Annotated in this window: 21 protein-coding genes and 1 pseudogene; 7 read left to right on the top strand and 15 right to left on the bottom strand. The window is 59.7% G+C overall.

Annotated elements, in window-relative coordinates:
* Positions 1–84: 84 nt before the first annotated feature.
* From plsB to AC1MDT_RS27455, 3 genes and pseudogenes are all read left to right on the top strand, one after another.
* Entirely contained in the window at positions 85–2,586 is a 2,502-nt protein-coding gene (gene plsB / locus AC1MDT_RS27465) for a glycerol-3-phosphate 1-O-acyltransferase PlsB (RefSeq protein ID WP_480419830.1), read from the top strand.
* A 42-nt stretch (positions 2,587–2,628) separates the two neighbouring features.
* A pseudogene (locus AC1MDT_RS27460) lies at positions 2,629–2,796 on the top strand (YbaY family lipoprotein); the annotation flags it as partial.
* 59 nt (positions 2,797–2,855) lie between these two features.
* A complete protein-coding gene (locus tag AC1MDT_RS27455; RefSeq protein ID WP_480419829.1) occupies positions 2,856–3,545 on the top strand; it encodes a DUF4197 domain-containing protein in 690 nt (229 codons plus the stop codon).
* Positions 3,546–3,833: 288 nt separating this feature from the next.
* On the opposite strand, the gene AC1MDT_RS27450 is transcribed toward AC1MDT_RS27455, so the two are convergent.
* Positions 3,834–4,616, bottom strand: a complete 783-nt coding sequence (locus AC1MDT_RS27450) for a class I SAM-dependent methyltransferase (protein ID WP_480419828.1) — start codon at positions 4,614–4,616, stop codon at positions 3,834–3,836.
* A 94-nt stretch (positions 4,617–4,710) separates the two neighbouring features.
* Here AC1MDT_RS27450 and AC1MDT_RS27445 point away from each other — a divergent pair, with 94 nt between their 5' ends.
* Positions 4,711–5,331: an energy transducer TonB gene (locus AC1MDT_RS27445; RefSeq protein WP_480419827.1), complete on the top strand. Its 621-nt coding sequence runs from the start codon at positions 4,711–4,713 to the stop codon at positions 5,329–5,331.
* A gap of 35 nt (positions 5,332–5,366) precedes the next feature.
* On the opposite strand, the gene AC1MDT_RS27440 is transcribed toward AC1MDT_RS27445, so the two are convergent.
* The 6 genes from AC1MDT_RS27440 to ppc form a co-directional block, all read right to left on the bottom strand.
* Positions 5,367–6,188: an isocitrate lyase/PEP mutase family protein gene (locus AC1MDT_RS27440; RefSeq protein WP_480419826.1), complete on the bottom strand. Its 822-nt coding sequence runs from the start codon at positions 6,186–6,188 to the stop codon at positions 5,367–5,369.
* A 32-nt stretch (positions 6,189–6,220) separates the two neighbouring features.
* Positions 6,221–7,081 carry a DUF72 domain-containing protein gene (locus AC1MDT_RS27435; RefSeq protein WP_480419825.1) on the bottom strand — a complete coding sequence of 287 codons (861 nt, stop codon included), beginning with the start codon at positions 7,079–7,081 and terminating at the stop codon, positions 6,221–6,223.
* Complete coding sequence (locus AC1MDT_RS27430; RefSeq protein WP_480419824.1) at positions 7,081–7,386, bottom strand: hypothetical protein; 306 nt, start codon at positions 7,384–7,386, stop codon at positions 7,081–7,083. Before AC1MDT_RS27430 ends, AC1MDT_RS27435 begins: the two co-directional genes overlap by 1 nt.
* A 279-nt stretch (positions 7,387–7,665) precedes the next feature.
* Positions 7,666–8,340, bottom strand: coding sequence for a tRNA (adenosine(37)-N6)-threonylcarbamoyltransferase complex dimerization subunit type 1 TsaB (gene tsaB, locus AC1MDT_RS27425; RefSeq protein WP_480419823.1), 675 nt, complete (start codon positions 8,338–8,340; stop codon positions 7,666–7,668).
* A gap of 86 nt (positions 8,341–8,426) precedes the next feature.
* Positions 8,427–9,074, bottom strand: coding sequence for an adenylate kinase (adk, locus tag AC1MDT_RS27420; protein ID WP_480419822.1), 648 nt, complete (start codon positions 9,072–9,074; stop codon positions 8,427–8,429).
* 289 nt (positions 9,075–9,363) lie between these two features.
* Positions 9,364–11,994, bottom strand: coding sequence for a phosphoenolpyruvate carboxylase (gene ppc, locus AC1MDT_RS27415; RefSeq protein WP_480419821.1), 2,631 nt, complete (start codon positions 11,992–11,994; stop codon positions 9,364–9,366).
* Between the two features lie 1,174 nt (positions 11,995–13,168).
* Here ppc and AC1MDT_RS27410 point away from each other — a divergent pair.
* The 3 genes from AC1MDT_RS27410 (at position 13,169) to lptF (ending at position 15,152) form a co-directional block, all read left to right on the top strand.
* Entirely contained in the window at positions 13,169–13,513 is a 345-nt protein-coding gene (locus AC1MDT_RS27410; protein ID WP_480419820.1) for a pilin assembly protein, read from the top strand.
* A gap of 387 nt (positions 13,514–13,900) precedes the next feature.
* Positions 13,901–14,314, top strand: coding sequence for a DUF4398 domain-containing protein (locus AC1MDT_RS27405; protein WP_480419819.1), 414 nt, complete (start codon positions 13,901–13,903; stop codon positions 14,312–14,314).
* Positions 14,315–14,363: 49 nt separating this feature from the next.
* Positions 14,364–15,152, top strand: coding sequence for a lipotoxin F family OmpA-related lipoprotein LptF (lptF, locus tag AC1MDT_RS27400; protein ID WP_480419818.1), 789 nt, complete (start codon positions 14,364–14,366; stop codon positions 15,150–15,152).
* A gap of 103 nt (positions 15,153–15,255) precedes the next feature.
* Here the strand turns inward: lptF and AC1MDT_RS27395 are convergent, their stop codons facing one another.
* The 8 genes from AC1MDT_RS27395 to AC1MDT_RS27360 all read right to left on the bottom strand — a co-directional run bounded on the left by AC1MDT_RS27395 (position 15,256) and on the right by AC1MDT_RS27360 (position 23,452).
* Positions 15,256–15,585: a PA3694 family proteiin gene (locus AC1MDT_RS27395; protein WP_414906301.1), complete on the bottom strand. Its 330-nt coding sequence runs from the start codon at positions 15,583–15,585 to the stop codon at positions 15,256–15,258.
* A complete protein-coding gene (locus AC1MDT_RS27390; protein WP_480419817.1) occupies positions 15,582–16,496 on the bottom strand; it encodes an alpha/beta hydrolase in 915 nt (304 codons plus the stop codon). Before AC1MDT_RS27390 ends, AC1MDT_RS27395 begins: the two co-directional genes overlap by 4 nt.
* A gap of 148 nt (positions 16,497–16,644) precedes the next feature.
* The gene (locus AC1MDT_RS27385) at positions 16,645–17,922 is read right to left on the bottom strand and encodes a flavohemoglobin expression-modulating QEGLA motif protein (protein ID WP_480419816.1); all 1,278 of its coding nucleotides are present in this window, start codon (positions 17,920–17,922) and stop codon (positions 16,645–16,647) included.
* Between the two features lie 35 nt (positions 17,923–17,957).
* Positions 17,958–18,509, bottom strand: a complete 552-nt coding sequence (locus AC1MDT_RS27380; RefSeq protein WP_480419815.1) for a hypothetical protein — start codon at positions 18,507–18,509, stop codon at positions 17,958–17,960.
* A 146-nt stretch (positions 18,510–18,655) separates the two neighbouring features.
* Positions 18,656–19,372 carry a TetR/AcrR family transcriptional regulator gene (locus tag AC1MDT_RS27375; RefSeq protein WP_480419814.1) on the bottom strand — a complete coding sequence of 239 codons (717 nt, stop codon included), beginning with the start codon at positions 19,370–19,372 and terminating at the stop codon, positions 18,656–18,658.
* 99 nt (positions 19,373–19,471) lie between these two features.
* Positions 19,472–20,974 (bottom strand): lysine--tRNA ligase, encoded by a 1,503-nt coding sequence (gene lysS, locus AC1MDT_RS27370; RefSeq protein WP_480419813.1) that lies wholly within the window; start codon positions 20,972–20,974, stop codon positions 19,472–19,474.
* Between the two features lie 109 nt (positions 20,975–21,083).
* A protein-coding gene (gene prfB / locus AC1MDT_RS27365) for a peptide chain release factor 2 (protein ID WP_095920368.1) occupies positions 21,084–22,179 on the bottom strand; the annotation gives its coding sequence in 2 pieces (ribosomal slippage) (positions 21,084–22,106 and positions 22,108–22,179; 1,095 coding nt in all).
* 271 nt (positions 22,180–22,450) lie between these two features.
* Positions 22,451–23,452 carry a diguanylate cyclase domain-containing protein gene (locus AC1MDT_RS27360; protein WP_480419812.1) on the bottom strand — a complete coding sequence of 334 codons (1,002 nt, stop codon included), beginning with the start codon at positions 23,450–23,452 and terminating at the stop codon, positions 22,451–22,453.
* Positions 23,453–23,466 lie beyond the last annotated feature (14 nt).

Genomic DNA, 23,466 nt, shown 5'->3' with positions numbered 1-23,466 from the left:
CCTTTTTGCCGATTTTCAGCGAATACGGCACACTATCGACCGCCCGAGCAAACGCTCGGTTTTATCCACTTGCGCAGAAGCCGTATGACCCGTTCCCCGTTCCGCCGTCTGGTGTTTGGTACCCTGCGCCGACTGCTCTATCTCTGGGTTCGCTCAGAGACGATCAACCAGTCGTCGTTCACCCTCAACCTCGACCGCAGTCGTCCGGTGTTCTACGTCCTGCAAAACCCTTCACTGACTGACCTCGCCGTAGTCGACACCGAATGCAACAAAGCCGGCCTGCCCCGCCCGGTGTTGCCAGTGTCGGTCGGCAATCTGCTGGAGCCCGCCGCCTTCTTCTACCTGACACCGGAGCCCGACTGGCTCGGTCGCCAGGACAAGCGTGGCGCGCCGCCGACCCTGACTCGCCTGGTCAGCGCCCTGAGCCAGAACGCCGCCGAAGACGCGCAGATCATTCCGGTGAGTGTGTTCTGGGGCCAGTCGCCCGACAGCGAATCGAGCCCATGGAAATTGCTCTTCGCCGATAGCTGGGCGGTCACCGGACGTCTGCGCCGGTTGCTGAGCATCATCGTGCTGGGCCGAAAAACCCGCGTGCAGTTCTCCGCGCCGATTCATCTGCGGGAACTGATCGACCACAACAAAGGCCACGAGCGCACCGTGCGCATGGCCCAGCGAATTCTGCGGGTGCACTTTCGCAATCTGAAAGCCGCCGTCATCGGCCCGGACATTTCCCACCGTCGCAACCTGGTCAAAGGCCTGCTCAATCAGCCGCTGGTCAAGCAGGCGATCCTCGATGAAGCCGAGCGCGAGAACATGTCCCCGGAGAAAGCCAAGGCCCAGGCCCTGCGCTACGGCAACGAGATCGCGTCGGACTACACCTATACCGCGATCCGTTTTCTGGAAGTGGTGCTGAGCTGGTTCTGGAACAAGATCTATGACGGGATCAAGGTCAACCACATCGAAGGTGTGCAGAACGTCGCCCAGGGTCACGAAGTGATCTATGTGCCGTGCCACCGCAGTCACATCGATTACCTGCTGCTCTCGTACCTGCTGTTTCGCAACGGCCTGACTCCACCGCACGTTGCCGCCGGCATCAACCTGAACATGCCGGTGATCGGCAGCCTGCTGCGACGCGGCGGTGCGTTCTTCATGCGTCGCACCTTCAAAGGCAACCCGCTCTACACCTCGGTATTCAACGAATACCTGCACACCCTGTTCACCAAAGGCTTCCCGGTGGAGTACTTCGTCGAGGGCGGCCGTTCCCGCACGGGGCGCATGCTGCAACCCAAAACCGGGATGCTGGCGATCACCCTGCGCAGTTTCCTGCGCTCGTCGCGCATGCCCATCGTGTTCGTGCCGGTGTACATCGGTTATGAACGCGTACTCGAAGGCCGCACCTACCTCGGCGAACTGCGTGGCGCGAGCAAGAAGAAAGAGTCGATCTTCGACATCTTCAAGGTCATCGGCGCCCTCAAACAGCGTTTCGGCCAAGTGGCGGTGAATTTCGGTGAGCCGATCAAACTGGCCGAGTTCCTCGACAGCGAACAGCCAGACTGGCGCCAACAGGAACTCGGCCCGCAATTCAAACCGGCGTGGCTGAACGAAACCACCAACCGTCTCGGCAAGAAAGTCGCGCAACATCTGAACGAAGCAGCGGCTATCAATCCGGTCAACCTGGTGGCGCTGGCGTTGCTGTCCACCAGCCGTTTGGCGCTGGACGATCGCGCCATGGCGCGGGTGCTGGACCTGTATCTGGCGCTGTTGCGCAAAGTACCGTATTCGCCGCACACCACGTTGCCGGAAGGTGACGGCCGGGCGCTGATCGAGCATGTGAAGGACATGAATTTGCTGTCCGAGCAGAGCGATGCCCTGGGCAAAATCCTGTACCTGGATGAGCAAAACGCCGTCCTGATGACTTACTACCGCAACAACGTTTTGCACATTTTCGCCCTGCCGGCGTTGTTGGCGAGCTTCTTCCAGAGCGCGTCGCGCATGAGTCGCGAGCAGATCCTGCGCTACACCCGCGCGCTCTATCCGTACCTGCAATCCGAGCTGTTCATACGCTGGTCGCTGGACGAACTCGATACGGTGATCGACCAATGGCTCGAAGCGTTCGTCGAGCAAGGCTTGCTGCGATTCGAGAATAATGTCTACCTGCGCCCGGCGCCAAGCTCACGGCATTTTGTGCTGCTGACACTGCTGTCGAAAAGCATCGCGCAAACCCTGCAGCGCTTCTACATGACCGTTTCCCTGCTGCTCAACAGCGGCCAAAACAGCATCAGCGCCGAAGAACTGGAAGACCTGTGCACGGTCATGGCCCAGCGCCTGTCGATCCTGCATGGCCTGAACGCTCCGGAGTTTTTCGACAAGAGCCTGTTCCGCCATTTCATCCAGACAATGCTCAACCTCGACGTGCTCAAGCGCGATGAAGCCGGCAAGTTGAGCTACCACGAACTGCTCGGCGAACTGGCCGAAGGCGCGGCCAAGCGCGTGTTGCCGGCGGAGATTCGTTTGTCGATCCGTCAGGTCGCGTTGCATCGCAGTGAAGATGCGGCGGATCAGGTCGCAACAAAACCCGAAACCTGATGCAAAAAAACCTGTGGGAGCGAGCCTGCTCGCTCCCACATAGGCCCCATCAAAAGCCAAGTGCCACTTCCCTTTCATCTGAGCTACGATCCGGCACAGGTCAAACCCGGCCATCGCTATTCCATCAGCGCGCGCATCGACGTCAATAGCAAATTGATGTTCATCACCACCGAACATCACACCGTACAACTGGATGGCAGCGACGCGTAGCCGCTGAAAGTCCGCGTCGACGCCACCCGCTAATTCCACTTTTGTACAAGGAAGCCGACATGTTCCGCCCTACCCTTCGCTTCGCCGGCCTGTGTGCAGGCTTGATGATCTCCGCCAGCGCCCTGGCCCTGTCGCTCAGTGACTTGTCACAAAAGGACGCCACTGGCGGCCTCAAGGATGCCCTGACCCAAGGTGCGCAACTGGCCGTGAAACAACTCGGCACACCGGGCGGCTTCAGCAATAACCCGGACGTTAAAATCGAACTGCCGGGCAAACTGGGCAAGGTCGCCAGCAAAATGAAGCAATTCGGCATGGGTGATCAGGTCGATCAACTCGAAACCAGCATGAACAAAGCAGCCGAAAGCGCCGTGACCCAGGCCCAGCCGATCCTCGTGGACGCCGTGAAGAAAATGACCGTGGAAGACGCCAAAGGCATCCTCAGCGGCGGCAACGACTCGGCCACCCAGTACCTGAACAAAACCAGCCGCGAACAGATCCGCGTCAAGTTCCTGCCGATCGTCAAACAATCCACCGACCAGGTCGGCCTGGCCAAACAGTACAACTCGTTCGCAGGCCAGGCGGCAACGCTCGGCGTGGTAGATGCGAAGAACGCCAACATCGAAAACTACGTGACCGAACAGGCGTTGAACGGTTTGTTCGAAATGATCGCCAAACAGGAAGAAACCATCCGCCAGAACCCGGCGGCTGCGGCGACCAGTTTGGCGAAGAAGGTGTTTGGTACGCTCTAAGCTTCAACGCCGAACCTGCGGGAGCGAGCTTGGTCGCGAGAGGTCATGTCAGGCGACATTAACTGAGGCTGACACACCGCAATCGCGAGCAAGCTCGCTCCCACAATGGATCAGATCGATGTAGGCCGTAGAAAAAACACCTATCGAGGTGTCCGGAATTAGTTGACCAGTGCAAACATCGTCGACTGTGAGGGCGCTTTCGCGAGCAGGCTCGCTCCCACAGGGGATCTTCGGAGTTGCATCGATCCAGTGTGGGAGCGAGCCTGCTCGCGAAGGGCGCGATGCAGTCTAAGGTTTGAGCGCTTTCTTCGGGTAAATATCATACCGACTGGATTTCCCATCCAGCGCATGGCTCGGCTTCGGCCCCTCAATGCACGGCGCCTTGCGCGGCCGCTTGACCACCACCCGGTGGCTGGCCAGTGCCAAGGCCGCTTCAAGCAGTGCCGGAGCGTCCGGGTCATCACCCACCAACGGCCGGAACAGGCGCATTTCTTTCTTCACCAGTGCCGTTTTCTCACGGTGGGGAAACATGGGGTCCAGGTAGATCACCTGCGGAGGCTCGCCTTCCCAGTTGCGCATCACCTCGATTGAGTTGCCCTTGAGCAAATGCATGCGCGCCACGATCGGCGCCACGTCGAAGTCTTCCGCGCCACGGGCCAGGCCATCTTCAAGCAACGCACCGATCAACGGCTGGCGTTCGATCAGGCTCATCTCGCAGCCCAGGCTGGCCAGCACGAACGCATCCTTGCCCAGCCCTGCCGTGGCATCCAGCACACGCGGACGCACGCCCTGCGCGATGCCAACGGCCTTGGCGATCATTTGCCCCGTACCGCCACCGAACAACCGGCGATGGGCCGCGCCGCCTTCGACGAAGTCCACCCGCACCGGCCCTGGCGCATCAGCACCCAGCTGTTGCAGCTGCAAGCCCTGCTCGCCCACTTGCAAGGCAAACTCGCCGTCAGCCACATGCATAGGCAAGCCCAGGCGCTCGGCCCATTGCTCGGCTTGTGGCTGAAACGCCGGAGCCGAGGCCTCGACATGGATGCGGCAGGCGGCAGGTTGCTCAATCATGGGAAAGCACGCTCAAAAAAATTAATGATCGGCAAAAACGGCCGATAACAAAACTATCGAGCATTTTGCCAGACCTCAGCGTCGACCGAGAGAAATGTCAGACATTCAACCCACAATCACAGGTTTTATCTCGCCCTACGGCGATTACCGCCTGCGAAATAGCCAAGCACTGAGCGGTGTCAGCCAGCACTGGCAAGATTTTTTTGCCCAGGCATTGGCCGATCAGTCGAGCGATGGGTTGCCGGCTTCTCTCAACTTTCCACCGGTCGATCTCGACAGCCCGGTCGAACCAACGGTGGGCAGCGAACTGCTGGCACACATCGTTTCCCAGCGTGAATGTGACGTGAAGGAAACCGCCGTTCGCCCTCCTGAGCCACTGTTCCTGCCGATTGCCGAGTTCGACATGGACCTGGCCGACAAACCGTTCCCTCCCTTCCCGACAGAAGAAATCGTCGCGCAACAGCAACAACAGAATTTCGAAAGCGGCTGGGTTCGCCCGATCGTGCTGGCCGCCGGTCAACCTGTGCCAGAAGCCGGTCCGGCCCCCCAACCGCGTCCATTGCACCTGCCGATCGCCGAGTTCGAACTCCATCTGCTGGACAAGCCATTCCCGCCGTTCTCGCCGCAAGAGCTGGTGGAACAACAGAAACAGCTCGATTTCGATAACGGCTGGGCACGCCCAATCGTCCTGCAAAACCTGCGCATCGCCGCATAAACCTCAGCGACAAAGCCGCTATCGAAACCGCGTTGTCAGCGTTTGAACAATTGATTGGCCTGCTGATACGGCATCGACCGCGAGGTGAACCCGAACGTGCCTGATTTCTGGATCTCTTCAGCAGCGCGGTAGAACTCGCCATAGGCCGCCAACGCCAGCGCTGAACCCACGCTGATCCGTTTAACGCCCATTTCGCTCAGTTGCTCGACCGTCAGTTTCAGCCCGCCAGACATCAAGACATTGACCGGTTTCGGCGCCACCGCGCGCACCACCGCCAGGACGTCGTCGGCGTTGCGCAGACCGGGCGCGTACAGCACGTCGGCCCCCGCTTCGGCAAAGGCCTGCAAGCGGCGAATGGTATCGGCCAGATCAGGGTTACCATGCAGAAAGTTCTCGGCCCGCGCCGTCAGCATGAAAGGGAACGGCAAACTGCGGGCTGCAGCGACGGACGCTTCGATGCGGGCCACGGCATGTTCGAAGCAGTAGATCGGCGCGTCCTCACGGCCCGTGGCATCTTCGATCGAGCCGCCGACGGCACCGACTTCTGCCGCGCGCAAAATACTTTTTGCGCAGTCCGCCGGGTTGTCGGCGAAACCGTTTTCCAGGTCGACTGCTACCGGCAGATCGGTGGCCGCGACAATCGCCTGTACGTTTGCCAGGGTATCGTCCAGGGTCAGTCCACCATCGGGACGGGCTTTGGAAAAGGCATAACCGGCGCTGGTGGTCGCCAGCGCCTCGAAACCCAGGCTGGCGAGCATTTTCGCCGAACCAGCGTCCCAAGGGTTGGGAATGACAAAAGCGCCGTCGCGTTCATGCAGTGCTTTGAACGCCTGGGCTCGAAGGGTTTGCGCATCCATTGGCAGGCTCCTGAAAAAGCAGGGAATCCGTCTCAGAGCAGGCCAAGCTGCTCGATGGCGGGCTCTCTGTATAGCTCAGGCAACGGCGGCAGGCCAGGCAAACGCAGCATCAGTTTTGCGTGAAAACGTTGCGCGAGTCTGGCGGCCAGCAGGTTATCGGCGGTATGCAGGAAGATATAGGGCGTGCGGCCCTCTTCGATCCACTGGGCGATTTTCTCGACCCACGGCACGAGGAAGGGATCGTTAGCCTCCAACTGGGGATGACCGATGAAACGGACTTGCGGGAACTGGGTGAAGGCTGCCGGACGCGGCGGTACCTTGGGCTTTTTTGATTGGGCGTGAAGCACCGAAGGATCCGTCGACACGCAGCTGAACAGCGCGCGTGGGTCGAGACAAATGCGCTCGACTCCGCGATCCCGCAGCAGACGATTGAGCCCGCGCTCGGCATCGCCCTTGGCAAAGAAATCGTCGTGCCGCACTTCGATGGCCAGAGGCCTGTCCACTGCGTCGATAAACCCCGCCAGCTCGTGCAATCGTTGAGGCGTGAAGCTTTTCGACAATTGCAGCCAGAGGGGTGACACGCGATCGCCCAAGGGGCTGAGCAATTGCAGGAACGTTTCGACTGCAGTCAATTGTTCGCGCAAGTCACCGCTGTGGCTGATGCCGCCGGGGAATTTGGCAGTGAAGCGAAAGTGCTCGGGCATGGTCGCGGCCCAGCGCTGCACGGTGCTGGCAGCAGGGCTCGCGTAGAAGGTCGTATTGCCTTCCACGGCGTTGAATACTTGAGAATAGAGCGTTAGAAATTCGCAGGACTTGGCATCGGGGGGATAGAGGTATTCGCGCCAGGCGTTTTCACTCCAGGATGGGCAGCCCAGGTAATAAGGCAGCCACATCAGATGTACAGGTCGAGGCCCAGCACATCCGAATCCCAATCGACAAACCTGGCGGTGCTCAGGTAGCTGGCGAGTGCCGTGGCCACGCTTTTGCTCATGGCGCGGTGGTAGATCAGGTCTTGTTGACGAGCCGGCAGATTAGCCAGGCGCTGCGCGGAAGCCTTGGCAGCGCGGGCGGCCATTTGCGCTTCCGAAGGTATTTCCAGCTCACCGTCGATATCGACGTAATCGTCTTCCGCCACAGCGCCTTTGCGAGGCTTGCGCTTGATGGGGTAGGACTGAGAGGAAACGCCGTCTATACGCATGAGTACATGTCCGGTATCAGTGATGGCAGTTTAGTGGCGCATTGCCAACTTCGCAAACCGCTTGGTGATAACTAGAACACAGAAATGCAAAAAGGTTTAAAGACCGGGGGTATAAAACGACGATTGGCGGTGTTGCTTACATCGCCTTCGCGAGCAGGCTCGCTCCCACAAGGGTTGGCGCAGATTCTGTGGGAGAAACACAAAGGGTCCCCACAAAGGTTAGCCGTAGAGCCTGTGGGAGCGAGCCTGCTCGCGAAGGGACCAACCCGGTATTGGAATTTACCGTGCTTTAGGGGTCGCCACTTTATCGCGCAGATAAACCGGTTGCGCGTCATCCGCCACTATCGCCTCACCGCGCGCCCAGGCAAACCGCGCCAGGGTCAACAAGTCTTCGGCGTGGGGCAACATGCCTGCCTCTTGCCCAGTCAGCTTGACGGCGATGCGCTCGGCATAACCCCAACCGGTGCCCGCGCCAAACCATTCGCCGCTGGCATCCGCCGGCAATGCCGCCGCTTCCGGCGCCAGCACGGCCTCATTGCCGACCAGTCGCATCTCCCCTGCCGTTTCGCGGTAGCAACCCCAATACACTTCGTCCATCCGCGCATCGATGGCGGCCGCCACCTGGCTCACGCCATGCTCGCGGTACGCGCGCTGCGCCAGTACTGCCAGGTTCGACACCGGCAGTACCGGGCGATCCAGCGCAAACGCCAGGCCCTGCACCACACCAATCGCAATTCGCACGCCGGTGAAAGCCCCCGGCCCACGGCCGAAAGCAATGGCGTCGACCGCTTGCAGGGTGGTACCGGCATCGGCGAGCAATTGCTGAATCATCGGCAGTAGCTTCTGCGCGTGCAGGCGCGGGATCACCTCGTAATGACTCGTGACTTTGCCATCATGCAGCAAGGCAACGGAGCAAGCTTCAGTCGCGGTGTCCAGGGCCAGCAAGGTGCTCATCGATGTATCCGTAAGAGATGTCAGAAAAAGTGCGCCAGTATAAACAACTACGGCCCGCAAGCGGGCCGTAGAAGATCAAGCGGTTTTCAGCTCAGCGCTTCAAGCACCTTGCCGGTGATCGCTTCAACCGAGCCAACGCCAGCAATGTGGCTGTACTTCGGCTTGCCCTGAGCAGCGGCCAGGTTCTGGTAGAAGTCTACCAGTGGCTTGGTCTGGGAGTGATAGACCGCCAGGCGATGACGCACGGTTTCTTCGGTGTCGTCCTTGCGCTGTACCAGGTCTTCACCGGTGATGTCGTCCTTGCCGGCAACTTTCGGCGGGTTGTAGACGGTGTGGTACACGCGGCCGCTGGCCTCGTGAACACGGCGACCGGCAATACGCTGAACGATTTCTTCGTCATCGACGGCGATTTCGACCACGTGGTCCAGTTCGACACCGGCTTTCACCAGGGCTTCGGCCTGAGGAATGGTGCGTGGGAAACCGTCGAACAGGAAACCCTTGGCGCAATCGGCCTGGCTGATGCGTTCCTTGACCAGGTTGATGATCAAGTCATCGGAGACCAGACCGCCGCTGTCCATGACGCTCTTGGCGATCAGGCCCAGTTCGGTGCCGGCCTTGACCGCGGCGCGCAGCATGTCGCCAGTGGAGATTTGCGGAATGCCGAATTTCTCGGTGATGAACTTAGCCTGAGTACCTTTACCGGCCCCCGGAGCTCCCAGCAGAATGACGCGCATCGATGTGCTCCTCAATTTTTTATATAGATAACGTCAGATTCGCCTCGTGGGGCCAATCTCAAAAATAGGGTCGTGGCCGCCCAAACGGCCAGAGGCTGATCAAGATACACAGCAGGCCCTGAGCACACAAGCCGCCGAAAGTCGGAGAAACCTACGCCTTATGTGACCTTGCAATGGGGTACCCCAAGTCGCAACCCCATCATTAACTGTCGCCTGACAGCACTTTTTAGCCCCTCGCTCCCAGGCACTCGACGCGCGCGCCGGGTGCCTTCCCCCCACGACGAAAACCTTAGCCGGTATTGCGCAAACCGGCGGCAATCCCCGCTACAGACACCAGCAACGCCTGTTCTACCGGGCTGCCTTGTGCTACTTCCTGTTGCCGTGAACGGGCCAACAGTTCGGCTTGCAATAGATGTAGCGGGTCGAGATAGGTGTTGCGCAGGCGGATGAATTCAAGGGTGTCAGGGCTATGTGCCAGCAGCTGCGACTGACCAGTCAACCCCAGGACCACTGAACACGCCTGCGACAATAGGTCGCGTAAATGCGCACCCAAAGGCAACAAATCTGGCTCAACCAAGCGTTCATCGTAGGACTGGGCAATATCGGCATCGGCCTTGGCCAGTACCATTTCCAGCATATCGATACGGGTCCGGAAGAACGGCCACTGCTCGCGCATCTGCCCCAGCAACTCGCCCTCACCGCGCTCCAGCGCCTTGCTCAGCGCCGCTTCCCAGCCGAGCCACGCTGGCAACATCAAGCGGGTCTGAGTCCAGCCGAAGATCCACGGGATCGCCCGCAGGCTTTCGATCCCGCCGGCGCGGCGTTTGGCCGGGCGGCTGCCCAGCGGCAGTCGCCCCAGTTCCTGTTCCGGCGTGGACTGACGGAAATACTCGACGAACTGCGGATTTTCCCGCACCACCGCACGGTAAGCGCTGACACCGTCTGCCGCCAATTCGTCCATCAAATGGCGCCACGCAGGCTCCGGGGGGGGGGGTGGCAGCAAGGTCGCTTCCAACACCGCCGCCAGGTACAGATTGAGGTTCTGTTCGGCGATGTCCGGCAGGCCGAACTTGAAGCGAATCATTTCCCCCTGCTCAGTGGTGCGGAACCGCCCCGCCACCGAACCCGGTGGCTGCGACAGAATCGCCGCGTGGGCCGGACCGCCGCCACGGCCCACGGTGCCACCGCGACCGTGGAACAACAGCAGCTCCACTTGTTGCTCGCGACAGATATCGACCAGCCGCTCCTGCGCCCGATACTGCGCCCAGGCGGCCGCGGTGGTGCCGGCGTCCTTGGCCGAGTCGGAGTAACCGATCATCACTTCCTGCGGCCCTTGCAGGCGCGCGCGATAACCCGGCAGCAGTAACAGTTTTTCAATCACCGGGCCGGCGTTGTCGAGGTCGGCGAGGGTTTCGAACAGCGGCACCACGCGCATCGGCCGCAGGACGCCAGACTCTTTGAGCAACAACTGCACAGCGAGCACATCGGAAGCGGCGCCGGCCATGGAAATCACATACGAACCGAGCGAAGCCCCCGGTGCGGCCGCGATTTCCCGGCACGTGGCGAGCACTTCGGCGGTGTCGGCGCAGGGCTTGAAGTATGCCGGAAGCAATGGCCGACGGTTATTCAGTTCACGCATCAGGAAGGCGATTCGCTCTTCCTCGCTCCAGTCCTCATAGCGACCGAGGCCCAGGTAATCGGTGATTTCAGTCATGGCCGCGGTATGCCGCGACGAGTCCTGACGCACATCGAGGCGCACCAGGAACAAGCCGAACGTCACCGCCCGGCGCAGGCAATCGAGCAACGGACCGTCCGCGATCACACCCATGCCGCACTCATGCAGCGACTGGTAACACAACTCCAGCGGATCAAGCAGGTCGCGGTTGTTTTGCAGCACCTCGGCGGTCGCCGGCGTGGCGCTCGTCAGAGAGGCGTGAGCCCAGCTCCGGGTGGCGCGCAGGCGTTCACGCAACTGCTTAAGCACCGCGCGATAGGGCTCTGCGCTGTCCCCGGCCTTGGCTTTAAGCGCATCGTTGGCCTGTTGCATCGACAACTCGGCGGCGAGGTGATCGACGTCACGCACGAACAAATCGGCCGCCATCCAGCGCGCCAGCAGCAAAACCTCGCGGGTCACGGCGGCGGTGACGTTGGGGTTACCATCACGGTCGCCGCCCATCCATGAAGCAAAGCGAATCGGCGCGGACGCAAGCGGCAGATGCAGGCCGGTGGCGTCATGCAGGGCTTTATCGGCCTTGCGCAAATAATTGGGGATCGCCTGCCACAACGAATGCTCGATCACCGCGAAGCCCCATTTGGCTTCGTCCACCGGCGTCGGGCGAGTACGGCGGATTTCTTCGGTGTGCCAGGCTTCGGCGATCAATCGCTGCAATTTCGACTGAATCTGCTCGCGCTCGGCGCTGGTCAGGTCGCGATGATCCTGCGCGGCGAGTTGCGCGGCGATGGCGTCGTATTTCTGGATCAGCGTGCGCCGAGCGACTTCAGTGGGGTGAGCCGTCAACACCAGCTCGATTTCCAGGCGCCCCAATTGTCGGGCCAGGGAGTCGGCACCATGGCCTTCAGCACGCAGGCGAGCGAGCAACTCCGGCAGCACCCGCGCCTCGAACGGCGCGGGCTGCGACTCTTCGCGGCGGTGAATCAGCTGATACTGCTCGGCGATATTGGCCAGGTTGAGAAACTGGTTGAACGCTCGTGCGACCGGCAGCAACTCGTCTTCAGTCAATTGATTGAGACTGGCGCTCAGTTCGGCGTCCATCGAGCCACGACGGTCGGCCTTGGCGCCCTTGCGGATCTGCTCGATCTTGTCGAGAAAATCGTCACCGTACTGCTCACGAATGGTGTTGCCCAACAGCTCACCCAACAGGTGAACGTCCTCGCGCAAGCGTGCATCAATATCGGTCATCTGCCGTTCTCCAGCGAAAAATCCGGGTGTGCTTTGTCGTTAGAGAGTGCCGCTGTAAGGCGGTTCTTACAAGCGGGCTGCGATGGGAATGGTGTTCGCTTAAGAAAATATTGGGTTGGGGTTGGGGTTGGGGTTGGGTCGGAGTACATATCCATTTCTTTGGTAGCGGCTGCTGGCGGTTTCGCCCTTACGGCGAGTCCCTTTTTCAAACGCCAAAAAGGAACCAAAAGGCTTTGCCCCTCCATTCGGTGCCTCGCTGTGGCTCGGCATGCCCTCACTCCGGCATTGCTCCGGGGGCCCGCCGCCATCGGCCATCCATGGCCGGGGGCGGCTACCGCGGCATCCTTGCCGCGGTGCCCCCTGCGCAACGCCTGCGTTCGGCCTCTGGGAAAGGGGCGGCAGATCTGAAGCCAAAGCCAAAGCAACGGCAACGGCAACGGCAACGGCAACGGCAACGGCAACGGCAAGATCAAGAGCTTTGCGGGCAGGCTCGCTCCCTGTATGTGTAGGAGCGAGCTTGCTCGCGATGAATTCGAAGGCAACGCATTTTTCCAGACAGCACGCGTTATCGTTCACGTCCATCGCGAGCAAGCTCGCTCCCACAATGGATCGGCGTACCGCAATTGTTTTTCACCACCCACAATGGCGCGGCGTACCGCTTTTGATTCTCACCACTCATCAGGCCGAGCGTTAGCTCGCCTTCAGCTTTTGATCTTGATGCACCGCCCCCTCGAGAGGCCGAGTGGAGGTTCTGCGTAGTGGGCAACCCGGCATGGATGCCGGGTTAGCCGCCCCCGGCCATGGATGGCCGATGGCGGCGGGCCCACGGAGCAGGACCGGAGCGAGGGCATGCCGAGCCACAGCGAGGCACCGAACGAAAGGGGCAAGAGCGTTTGGTTACTTTGCGCTTCTCAAAGTGACCCGCCGTAAGGGCGGAACCATTAGCAGCCATCACCAAAAAAACGGATATACACCCAAAAAAGCCCTCACGTGAACCCGCCCTACAAATACGCGCGCCCAAAGCACCGAGGCAAAGGGAACAGCATCAGACGACGAAGGGACTTTAAACCTTGGGCGTTAAAGCTAGTCTGAAGAGTAAGCCGCATAACGGCTGCCGCCGGCCACCGCCGGACACTCACCGCCTGCCACGAGCAGGAGCGCAATTGAGGTCTTTATGAAAATTCGCGAACTTGCCCAACATTGGGAAGAAAACGCCAAGGGTCGCCTGACCGAGACGGGTTACACGATTCATCTGGACGTGGAAGCCGCCGCCCGGCTGGCGGCGATTACCGAGATGTACCCGAAACGCCAGCCTGAAGAACTGCTTGGCGAGCTGATCGGCGCCGCGCTGGAAGAGCTCGAAAAAAGCTTCCCGTATGTCAAAGGATCGACCGTCGTGGCCACCGACGAAGAAGGCGATCCGCTGTACGAAGACGTCGGTCCGACTCCGCGTTTTCTCGCATTATCCCGGCGCCATTTGCACGATTTGTCGGCGGGCGATGACAAGCAGAAACACTGATCCAGCCAAGATACCTGTGGGAGCGAGCCGGCTCCGGGCGGCGTTCCGACGAAGACTTCAGCACAGCCAACAATCAGGTTGGCTGAACGACCGCTTTCGCGAGCAGGCTCGCTCCTACACGAGTAGCAGTTCCCTTCAATAATTGCGTAACCCCGCGCCTGCAAAAGGTCGGGAATACCCTTGCCCATGGCCAAAATCATCGACTTAGAGCCTTGTCTGGCCGGTCAACATTCTTTCACCCAAAGGCCATCTTCTCTGAACTTTTGAAAAATGCCTCGGGTCACACCCAGTAACCATGCCTGGGACGGCCGATTCAATACACCCCGGAAATTGAAGGTTGCGGCTCCTTGCCCAGGATGGATTTTTAGTTTTTCAGGAGTTAGCCCAATGGAGTTGAAAACCATGAAGACCCGAACTGGCACATCCTCGTTCAATCAGCTGCGCAGCCTGAAACTGGCTGTCCTGGCGATCGGCAGCAGCGTCGTTCTGGCCGGTTGCGCAGGCAACCCGCCGACCGAGCAGTTCGCCGTGACTGAATCGGCTGTCAACAGCGCCGTCAGCGCCGGCGGCACCGAATTCGCTGCGGTGGAAATGAAGTCCGCCCAGGACAAGCTCAAACAAGCCGAAATAGCCCTGCACGATAAACACTATGACCAAGCCAAGACCTTGGCCGAACAGGCTGAGTGGGACGCTCGTGTGGCAGAGCGCAAAGCTCAGGCGATGAAAGCCGAACAGGCTGTGAAGGACTCTCAGAAAGGGGTTCAGGAACTGCGTCAGGAAAGCCAGCGCACCGTGCAGTAAACGGTGCGACTCGACGCAATTCTTACTCGACTAAAAGGACGAAACCACCATGCGTAAACAATTGATGATCCCTGCCCTGCTGGCCGCGAGCGTTGCACTGGCTGCCTGCTCGACGCCGCCCAATGCGAACCTGGAACAGGCCCGCACCAACTACAGCGGGCTGCAAGCCAATCCACAAGCCAGCAAAGTCGCGGCCCTGGAAACCAAAGACGCCAGCGATTACCTGGACAAGGCCGACAAGGCTTACCTGGACAAAGAAGACCCGGCCAAGGTCGATCAACTGGCTTACTTGACCGATCAGCGTGTTGAAGTGGCAAAGCAAACCATCGCCCTGCGCACCGCTGAAGCCAACCTGAAAAACGCTTCAGCGCAACGTGCCCAAGCCCGACTGGATGCGCGTGATGCTCAGATCAAACAGTTGCAGGACAGCCTGAACGCCAAGCAGACCGATCGTGGCACGCTGGTGACATTCGGTGATGTGCTGTTCGCCACCGACAGGGCTGACCTGAAATCCAGCGGCCTGGTGAACATCAACAAACTGGCGCAATTCCTCTCGGAAAACCCTGATCGTAAAGTGATCGCAGAGGGTTACACCGACAGCACCGGTACCGTGAGTCACAACCAGTCGCTGTCCGAGCGTCGTGCTGATTCCGTGCGTATGGCACTGGTGAAAATGGGGGTTGATCCAGCCCGCGTCGTTGCTCAGGGTTATGGCAAGGAATACCCGGTCGCAGAAAACTCCAGCGTGTCAGGTCGGGCGATGAACCGTCGGGTGGAAGTGACCATTTCCAACGACAACCAGCCGGTGATCCCGCGCTCCGCGGTTAGCTCTAACTAAGTAACACCCGTTGTAACAAAAAAGCCCCGCCTGATCTGATCAGACGGGGCTTTTGTGTTTGACCATCACAAATCCTGTGGGTTGTTGGCAACCGCAGAATTCGTTACTGCTCCAGCTTCTGCGGCGTTTCCTGGCCCATGCAACGCACGGCTTTTTTCTTGTTGTCGACCAGCACACCGGTCAGGCCTTTCTGCTCGGTGTCGAACAGCACCAGCACACCATCGACGCACTGGGCTACTTGCGCCGCGGGTTCCAGGGAGACTTTGTAGTCTTCCCCCGGCACGGTCTTGAGCATGGTGAAGTCGCTGAGCAACAACGCATCCTCAGGCTTGGCGAAGTGCAGGTAGCCGTAGAACCACAGGGCACCGACGGTACCGAGGATGCTGCAGATACCCGTGATGATCAGCGGGATGGCGTTACGTTCTTCACTCATTGCGGGCTCTCTGGTGGTTCATTTTCTGAATTCGGGGGCGCCGGGTAATTCGGGATTTCGGCCAGTCGGCGCAGGCCGTTGAAATGCTGCGGGTCATCGAGATAGCGCAGCATGACTTTGCGCCAGACCGGGTCGGCGAACGTCTGCACATGCCCCCCTCGGGTCAGTTGCAGCACCCGCGGCGGCGGCGCAGCTTGATACAGACGGATGCCGTTGGAAAGAGGCACGAGCGGATCGTCGATGCTGTGGTAGATCAGTTTCGGCACGCCGTTGAGTTGCGCCATCGAGTTGATCGCACTGTCGCCGTCCGGTACCAGCCAGGACAGCGGCACCTGGAACGCCCAGGTCAGCCACGAATTGCTCAGGGCATACTGGCCGACACTGCGGTAACTGGCGGGCACGCCGTCGAGCACTAAAGCCTTGAGCTGTCGCTGGCGCTCGGGATGCTGGGCCAGGTAATGCACGGCCATCGAACCCCCGAGGCTCTGGCCCAACAGAATCAGCGGTTTGCCTTTGACCTCAGGGGCCCGATCGAGCCATTTGAACGCAGCGTCGATGTCCTGGTAGATCGCCGGCAAACTCGGCTCGCCCTCGGACAGGCCATAACCGCGATAGTCCACCAGCAGCACTTGATAGCCCGCCTGCGGCAACCACCAACTTGCGCCCAGGTGCAGGGGCATATTGCCGCCGTTGCCGTGCAAGTGCAGCACGGTGCCTTTGACCTCGACGCCTTTTTTGGCCGGCAGCCACCAGCCGTGCAGCTTGAGGCCATCGGCGGTGACCAGGGTGACGTCGCGGTATTCGAGTTTGGCTTTTTCCGGAGTAAACAGCTGACCAGGGTCGGGGTAGAACAGCAGTGAACTGCAGCCGCTCAAGGTCAGGAGAAGGCAGACGATGCCGAGGATTCTCATCCGTTGAAACCTCGCGAAAAATGGAATTGGAACACAACAGTCTGTGGGAGCGAGCCTGCTCGCGATAGCGGTGTGTCAGTCAACATCAATGTTGAATGTTAGGCCGTTTTCGCGAGCAGGCTCGCTCCCACAAAAGATCTCGTCACCGTTAGAGGATGTTGGAGTAATCCGCTTCGATCCGGTCCAGGCTCAGGTGGTTGAGGAAGTTGGAGAAGCACATCCACGCCGACAATGCGTTCATGTCGCGGAACTGCTCTGGTAAATATTTGGGCGGCACCACCAACCCTTCATCCACCAATTGCCGCAAGGTCCGCATGTCTTCCAGCGTGGTCTTGCCGCAAAACAGCAAGGGTATTTGCTCAAGCTTGCCTTTACGCACGGCCAACTGAATATAGTTGTAAACCATGATAAAGCCCTTGAGGTAGGACAAGTCTTTGGTAAATGGCAGACCCGTCGGCACCGACCCGCGGAAAACCCGACTGGCGTTGCCATAGCTTTCCGCCATCTCAAAACCCTGCTCGCGGAAGAACTCGAAGACCTGCAGGAAGTCGGCGCCCTCTTCCACCATGTGAATGGCGCGCGTGCGGTTGGTCAGTTTGCGCAGGCGACTGGGGTAGGAGGCGAAGGTGATGATTTCCATCAGGATCGCCAGACCTTCCTGAGTCACTGTCGACGACGGCGGTCCTTTGGACAGGAAGGTGCAGATCGGCTGGTTCAGACCATTGAGCGTGGTGCCCACATGCACCAACCCTTCGTGAACTTCCAGGGCACGCACGTCGCGGTCGTTGAACATCGCGTCAGCGCGGATCTTGATGTAGTCGGCACCGGCCGCCGCATCGGCGACGATGCCGTCGGATTCGAACACCCGAATCGTCTCTTCGGCTTCGCCAAAGACCTTGTTCAAGCGGGTTTGCAAGAGATGCACGGCCTCTTTGGCGGAGAGCGTCTTGGGCTCATCCTTCAGGTCGCCACGGCCATCAATGTTGTTCAAGTAATCCGACAACATCAGCCCCAGATCGGCCAACGTCGGGTCGCCCGCATGGAAGGCATCAGACGCTGCACCGTAAAGTTCCTGGGAAATCAGCCCGAAATCCTCGGTGCCGCGCGCTTCGAGCATGCGTACCACCATCCGGTACTCCTTGCACATGCGGCGCATGATCTGGCCAACCGGATTGAACTGACCAAGCTGACGGGTGATGTCGCGCTCGATGTTCTGGAATTCCAGTTTCACTTTGTTGGAGTCGAAGGACAACGGCCGGTTCAGGTAGTAATCACGGTCCACGGCCGGCATTTCCTTGCCCTTGGCCTTGAGGAAACCCTTGCGGATGTTGTCGTCCCATTTAACCGCGTCGAGGACGCGAATCGGCGTCTGCGCCAGCACAATGCGATCGGACAAAATGCGTATCGTCTGCTGGTAATCGTCCACCCGAAACTCCTGTAGAAAAACCGTTACATGCTGGGTTATTTGGCTTTGGCCAGGCGCTGATAACGCACCGCCTCGACGAACACGTCGGAATTGGCCGGATCGTCGAGGTAGGCGAACACCTGTTCCATGTTGCTGTTGATCAGCACGCCGTCACCGTCATCGGTCTGGAAGCGTTCGCCGCTGAGGACTTTCTGTCCCAGGGCCTGATTAATCTGCTCAAGGTCGAGGTTGTAGACCACCAATTCATGCTTTTCGTTGAGCTCGAAACCGGCCATCGTGAAATGCCCGCCGAACTGCGGCACTTTCGCCGACAAATACCAGCGATCACCATGGTGCGACACCGTGAACGGGTAACTCTCTCGCTCCTTGGGCTTGGCCTTGAAGTAACTGACGGCCTGATAGTGATTGTCGTCAAGGCGGGTCAGCTCAAGGCTCATCGGCTCGCCCCAGGCGTTGGTGCTGGTCCACTTGCCGAGCAAGCCTTTTGGCGCGGGCTCGCCGCCGGGCAGAGGCTCCTTGAAGGCCACCAGACAGCCACCGAGCAGCAGGCACGACAAGGCGATCACAACGACACGCCAGGCTTTCATTCAGCACTCCCTATCGATACACCGCGATCTCAAACCGCCCCCGGCCCCTTGTAGGAGCGAGCTTGCTCGCGATGGTGGTGTGTCAGGCAACAAAGCTGTTGAATGTCAGACCATCGCGAGCAAGCTCGCTCCTACATACAGAAGGATCACACCGACGCCAATACCAGGTGCATGTAGCGATTGAGGATACCGAGCATTTCCGCTTCGGCCACAGGCTCGGCGTTGTTGAGCAGGCCCTGATATTCCATCCGTCCGATAATCGCCGTCAACACTTTGGCATCCTGTTGTGGCTCGCGGGAACCCAATACCTGTAAAAGCTGGCACGTACCCTGTAGGAGAATTTGCTGATGCGAACGCACCAACATGGCAAGACGCGGGTTAAGCAGCGCTTCCTGGCGGAACGCCTGTTCTGCCATCAAGTGTTCACGCCGGTTGGTCAACTGGCGGTGAACATAGTCCGCCATCAACCGCGCAATATCATCCGCCAGTTGCGAGCGCGACTCGGGGCTGCCGTCGCCGCCGTCCACCATCTCGCGCAACAGGCCTTCGGTGTTCACCCATAGCTTGGCCATGAAGGCCGCGCTGCGCTCCACATATTGAGCGAAGGTATCGGTGAGCAAGTCATCGATATCCTTGAAATAGTAGGTGGTGGCCGACAACGGCACACCGGCCTCGGCGGCGACTGCTCGATGACGCACCGCCCGTACCCCATCGCGCACGACAATGCGCATCGCTGCATCGAGAATATCCTGTCGACGCTGTTCGCTGCCCTGTCGGCTGGCCTTGCGGCCCTGGTACTGAACACTTTCAGCGACCGCAGTGGCGACGCCCGCTGCACCTACTTGAGCAATTGCACGATTCACGACAGGTCATTCCTCTCTGCTTTAAGCAACAAATTGATACGTTTGTACCAGACAGGCAATAAAAAGCCGCCTGGGCAGGCGGCTTTTTAATTGGAACACTTACGCTTGCGGCCGCATGTGCGGGAACAGAATCACATCGCGGATCGACGGTGAGTTGGTCAACAACATCACCAGACGGTCAATGCCGATACCTTCGCCGGCCGTTGGCGGCATGCCGTACTCCAGCGCACGAACGAAGTCGGCGTCGTAGTGCATGGCTTCATCGTCACCGGCGTCCTTGTCGGCCACCTGAGCCATGAAGCGTTCGGCCTGATCTTCCGCGTCGTTCAACTCGGAATAGGCGTTGGCGATTTCGCGGCCGCCGATGAACAGCTCGAAACGGTCGGTGACGTTCGGGTTCTCGTCGTTACGACGGGCCAGCGGCGACACTTCGAACGGGTACTGGGTAATGAAGTGCGGCTGTTCCAGCTTGTGCTCGACCAGCTCTTCGAAAATCATCACCTGCAACTTGCCCAGACCTTCGAAGCCCAGCACCTTGGCACCGGCCTTCTTGGCGATGGTGCGAGCCTTGTCGATGTCGTTCAGGTCCGCCGCGGTCAGCTCAGGGTTGTACTTGAGGATCGAGTCGAACACCGACAGACGCACGAACGGTTCGCCGAAGTGGAACACCTTGTCGCCGTACGGAACGTCGGTGCTGCCCAGAACCAGCTGCGCCAGTTCACGGAACAGTTCTTCGGTCAGGTCCATGTTGTCTTCGTAGTCGGCGTAAGCCTGGTAGAACTCCAACATGGTGAATTCAGGGTTATGACGAGTCGAAACACCTTCGTTACGGAAGTTGCGGTTGATCTCGAACACTTTCTCGAAGCCGCCAACCACGAGGCGCTTGAGGTACAACTCAGGCGCGATACGCAGGAACATACCCATGTCCAGCGCGTTGTGATGCGTTTCGAACGGCTTGGCCGCCGCGCCACCCGGAATGGTTTGCAGCATCGGCGTCTCCACTTCCAGGAAGTCACGCTGCATCAGGAAGCTACGGATGTGGGCGATGACTTGCGAACGCACGCGGAACGTCTGGCGCACGTCTTCGTTGACGATCAGGTCAACGTAACGCTGGCGGTAGCGCTGCTCGGTGTCGGTCAGGCCGTGGTGTTTGTCTGGCAGCGGACGCAGGGACTTGGTCAGCAGGCGCACGCTGGTCATTTCGACGTACAGGTCGCCCTTGCCGGAACGGGCCAGGGTGCCTTCAGCGGCGATGATGTCGCCCATGTCCCAGGTTTTGACCGAGGCCAGGGTGTCTTCGGACAGGGTTTTACGGTTGACGTAAACCTGGATGCGACCGGTCATGTCCTGGATCACCATGAACGAGCCACGGTTGAGCATGATGCGACCGGCAACCTTGACCGGGATTGCAGCCTCTGCCAGCTCTTCCTTGGTCTTGTCCGCGTACTGCTTCTGCAAGTCTTCGCAGTAGTTTTCGCGGCGGAAGTCGTTCGGGAAGGCATTGCCCTTGGCGCGCTCGGCAGCAAGCTTTTCCTTGCGCAGGGCGATCAGGGAGTTTTCTTCCTGTTGCAGGGCTTGCGGGTCGAGTTCTAGGTCGCTCATGTCTTTAAAAATTCCATCACAGGTTCGTTGCCCCCGGCATGCGCCGGGGTTCGCGGGCAAGCCTCGCTCCTACAGGATCGCGGAGTCCGCCGATCCTGTAGCGCGTGCCTTAGAGCCCTTGTTTCAGGCTTGCTACCAGGTATTCGTCGATGTCGCCGTCGAGCACCTTGTCGCAGTCGCTGCGTTCGATGTTAGTGCGCAAATCCTTGATTCGCGACGCATCGAGTACATACGAGCGGATCTGGTGACCCCAGCCGATGTCGGACTTGGTGTCTTCCAGGGCCTGGGAGGCGGCGTTGCGTTTCTGCACTTCCTGCTCGTACAAGCGCGCCCGCAACATTTTCATCGCGGTGTCTTTGTTGGCGTGCTGGGAGCGTTCGTTCTGGCAGCTGACCACGGTGTTGGTCGGTACGTGCGTAATACGGACGGCCGAGTCGGTGGTGTTTACGTGCTGACCACCGGCACCGGAGGAGCGGTAGGTGTCGATGCGCAGGTCCGACGGGTTGATGTCGATTTCGATGTTGTCATCGATTTCCGGCGACACGAACACGGCCGAGAACGAAGTGTGACGACGGTTACCGGAGTCGAACGGGCTCTTGCGCACCAGACGGTGCACGCCGATCTCGGTACGCAACCAGCCAAAGGCGTATTCGCCCTTGATGTGCACGGTAGCGCCCTTGATCCCGGCCACTTCACCGGCAGACAGTTCCATGATGGTCGCGTCGAAACCGCGTTTGTCAGCCCAGCGCAGGTACATGCGCAGCAGGATGTTGGCCCAGTCCTGAGCCTCGGTACCGCCGGAGCCGGCCTGGATGTCCAGGTAGGCGTTGTTGGCGTCCATTTCACCGCTGAACATGCGACGGAATTCGAGCTTCTCGAGGGACTCGCGCAGACGTTCGACTTCGGCGGCGACGTCATCGACGGCGGCCTGGTCTTCTTCTTCGGCGGACATCAGCAGCAGGTCTTTGGCGTCGGCCAGGCCGGAGTGCATTTCGTCGAGGGTTTCGACGATCTGCGCCAGCAGGGACCGCTCGCGGCCCAGTTCCTGAGCGTACGACGGGTTGTTCCAGACAGACGGATCTTCAAGCTCGCGATTGACTTCAGTCAGACGCTCATGCTTTTGATCGTAGTCAAAGATACCCCCGAATAGTTTCGGAGCGCTCGGACAGGTCCTTGATACTGTTAAGGATCGGGTTGATTTCCATGGCGGGCAGCACTCGTTGGCGAACTTTTGAAAGCCGGCGAGTATAACGTAATCAGGCTCTCACGGCAGCCCGCCTGGCGGCTTTAGGGACGATTGATTTGGGGGCGCGATGAGTCTTGTAGCAGCTGCCGAGCCTGCGAGGCTGCGTTCGGCGGCGCAGCCGTCGTAAAACCAGACAACGTGGTCTTTCAGGTAATCCGTGTGCACAGGATTGGCGAGGACTTCGTCCTCGGACGCAGCCTCGCGGGCTCGGCAGCTGCTACAGGGGCACGTTAGTCGATCCCCACCTGATTACGCCCATTCTTCTTCGCCAGGTACAGCCCCTTGTCCGCCGCAAGAATCAACTGCCGGCAATCGCTACCGGGTTGGGGGGTGAGGGTCGACAGGCCGATGCTGATGGTCAGGCTCGAACCTTCGGTCGGCGAAATATGCGGGATTTTCAATGCCTCCACGGTCTGCCGAAGTTTTTCCGCCACCAGCCGTGCGCCGCCCGGCGAGGTATTGGGCAACACCAGCGCGAATTCTTCGCCGCCATAACGGGCTGGCAGGTCCGAAGGCCGGGCGCTGGCGTCACGGATGGCTGTGGCGACTTTGCGCAGGGCTTCGTCGCCTTCCAGGTGGCCAAAGCTGTCGTTGAAGGTCTTGAAATAATCCACATCAATCATCAGCAGCGACAATTGGCTCTGGTCACGCAACGAGCGTCGCCACTCCAGCTCCAGGTATTCGTCGAAGTGGCGACGATTCGACAGCCCGGTCAGGCCGTCGGAGTTCATCAACCGCTGTAGCACCAGATTGGTGTCGAGCAACTGCTGCTGACTGACTCGCAACGCACGGTAGGCCGCATCACGCTGCAACAACGTCATATAGGAGCGTGAGTGATAGCGAATGCGTGCCACCAGTTCGATGTTGTCCGGCAGCTTGACCAGGTAATCGTTGGCGCCGGCCGCGAACGCCGCGCTCTTGATCAGCGGGTCTTCCTTGGTCGACAGGACAATGATCGGAATGTCCTTGGTTGCCGGGTGGTTGCGGTACTCGCGCACCAGGCTCAGGCCATCGAGGCCGGGCATGACCAGGTCCTGGAGGATCACCGTAGGCTTGATGCGAATCGCCTGGGCAATGGCCTGGTGCGGGTCGGCGCAGAAGTGGAAATCGATATTTTCTTCGTTCGACAACCCGCGGCGCACGGCCTCGCCGATCATTGCCTGATCGTCCACCAACAACACCATGGCAGCGTTTTCGTCGGTCTTGAAGCCGTCGAGCTGTAAGTCATTCATGTGCGGTCACCTGA

The organism is Pseudomonas sp. ASL7 (assembly GCF_056680375.1).
This window is presented reverse-complemented; position numbering and strand designations above follow the sequence as displayed.

Coding starts and splice junctions, on each gene's coding strand:
- adk (WP_480419822.1), bottom strand. CDS start 9,074: ATGCGCGTCATTCTGCTGGGAGCTCCGGGGGCCGGTAAAGGTACTCAG.
- AC1MDT_RS27360 (WP_480419812.1), bottom strand. CDS start 23,452: ATGAATGACTTACAGCTCGACGGCTTCAAGACCGACGAAAACGCTGCC.
- ppc (WP_480419821.1), bottom strand. CDS start 11,994: ATGACCGATATTGATGCACGCTTGCGCGAGGACGTTCACCTGTTGGGT.
- plsB (WP_480419830.1), top strand. CDS start 85: ATGACCCGTTCCCCGTTCCGCCGTCTGGTGTTTGGTACCCTGCGCCGA.
- AC1MDT_RS27440 (WP_480419826.1), bottom strand. CDS start 6,188: ATGGATGCGCAAACCCTTCGAGCCCAGGCGTTCAAAGCACTGCATGAA.
- AC1MDT_RS27405 (WP_480419819.1), top strand. CDS start 13,901: ATGGAGTTGAAAACCATGAAGACCCGAACTGGCACATCCTCGTTCAAT.
- lptF (WP_480419818.1), top strand. CDS start 14,364: ATGCGTAAACAATTGATGATCCCTGCCCTGCTGGCCGCGAGCGTTGCA.
- AC1MDT_RS27410 (WP_480419820.1), top strand. CDS start 13,169: ATGAAAATTCGCGAACTTGCCCAACATTGGGAAGAAAACGCCAAGGGT.
- AC1MDT_RS27395 (WP_414906301.1), bottom strand. CDS start 15,585: ATGAGTGAAGAACGTAACGCCATCCCGCTGATCATCACGGGTATCTGC.
- AC1MDT_RS27450 (WP_480419828.1), bottom strand. CDS start 4,616: ATGATTGAGCAACCTGCCGCCTGCCGCATCCATGTCGAGGCCTCGGCT.
- lysS (WP_480419813.1), bottom strand. CDS start 20,974: ATGAGCGACCTAGAACTCGACCCGCAAGCCCTGCAACAGGAAGAAAAC.
- AC1MDT_RS27455 (WP_480419829.1), top strand. CDS start 2,856: ATGTTCCGCCCTACCCTTCGCTTCGCCGGCCTGTGTGCAGGCTTGATG.
- AC1MDT_RS27435 (WP_480419825.1), bottom strand. CDS start 7,081: ATGTGGCTGCCTTATTACCTGGGCTGCCCATCCTGGAGTGAAAACGCC.
- AC1MDT_RS27390 (WP_480419817.1), bottom strand. CDS start 16,496: ATGAGAATCCTCGGCATCGTCTGCCTTCTCCTGACCTTGAGCGGCTGC.
- tsaB (WP_480419823.1), bottom strand. CDS start 8,340: ATGAGCACCTTGCTGGCCCTGGACACCGCGACTGAAGCTTGCTCCGTT.
- AC1MDT_RS27380 (WP_480419815.1), bottom strand. CDS start 18,509: ATGAAAGCCTGGCGTGTCGTTGTGATCGCCTTGTCGTGCCTGCTGCTC.
- AC1MDT_RS27430 (WP_480419824.1), bottom strand. CDS start 7,386: ATGCGTATAGACGGCGTTTCCTCTCAGTCCTACCCCATCAAGCGCAAG.
- AC1MDT_RS27445 (WP_480419827.1), top strand. CDS start 4,711: ATGTCAGACATTCAACCCACAATCACAGGTTTTATCTCGCCCTACGGC.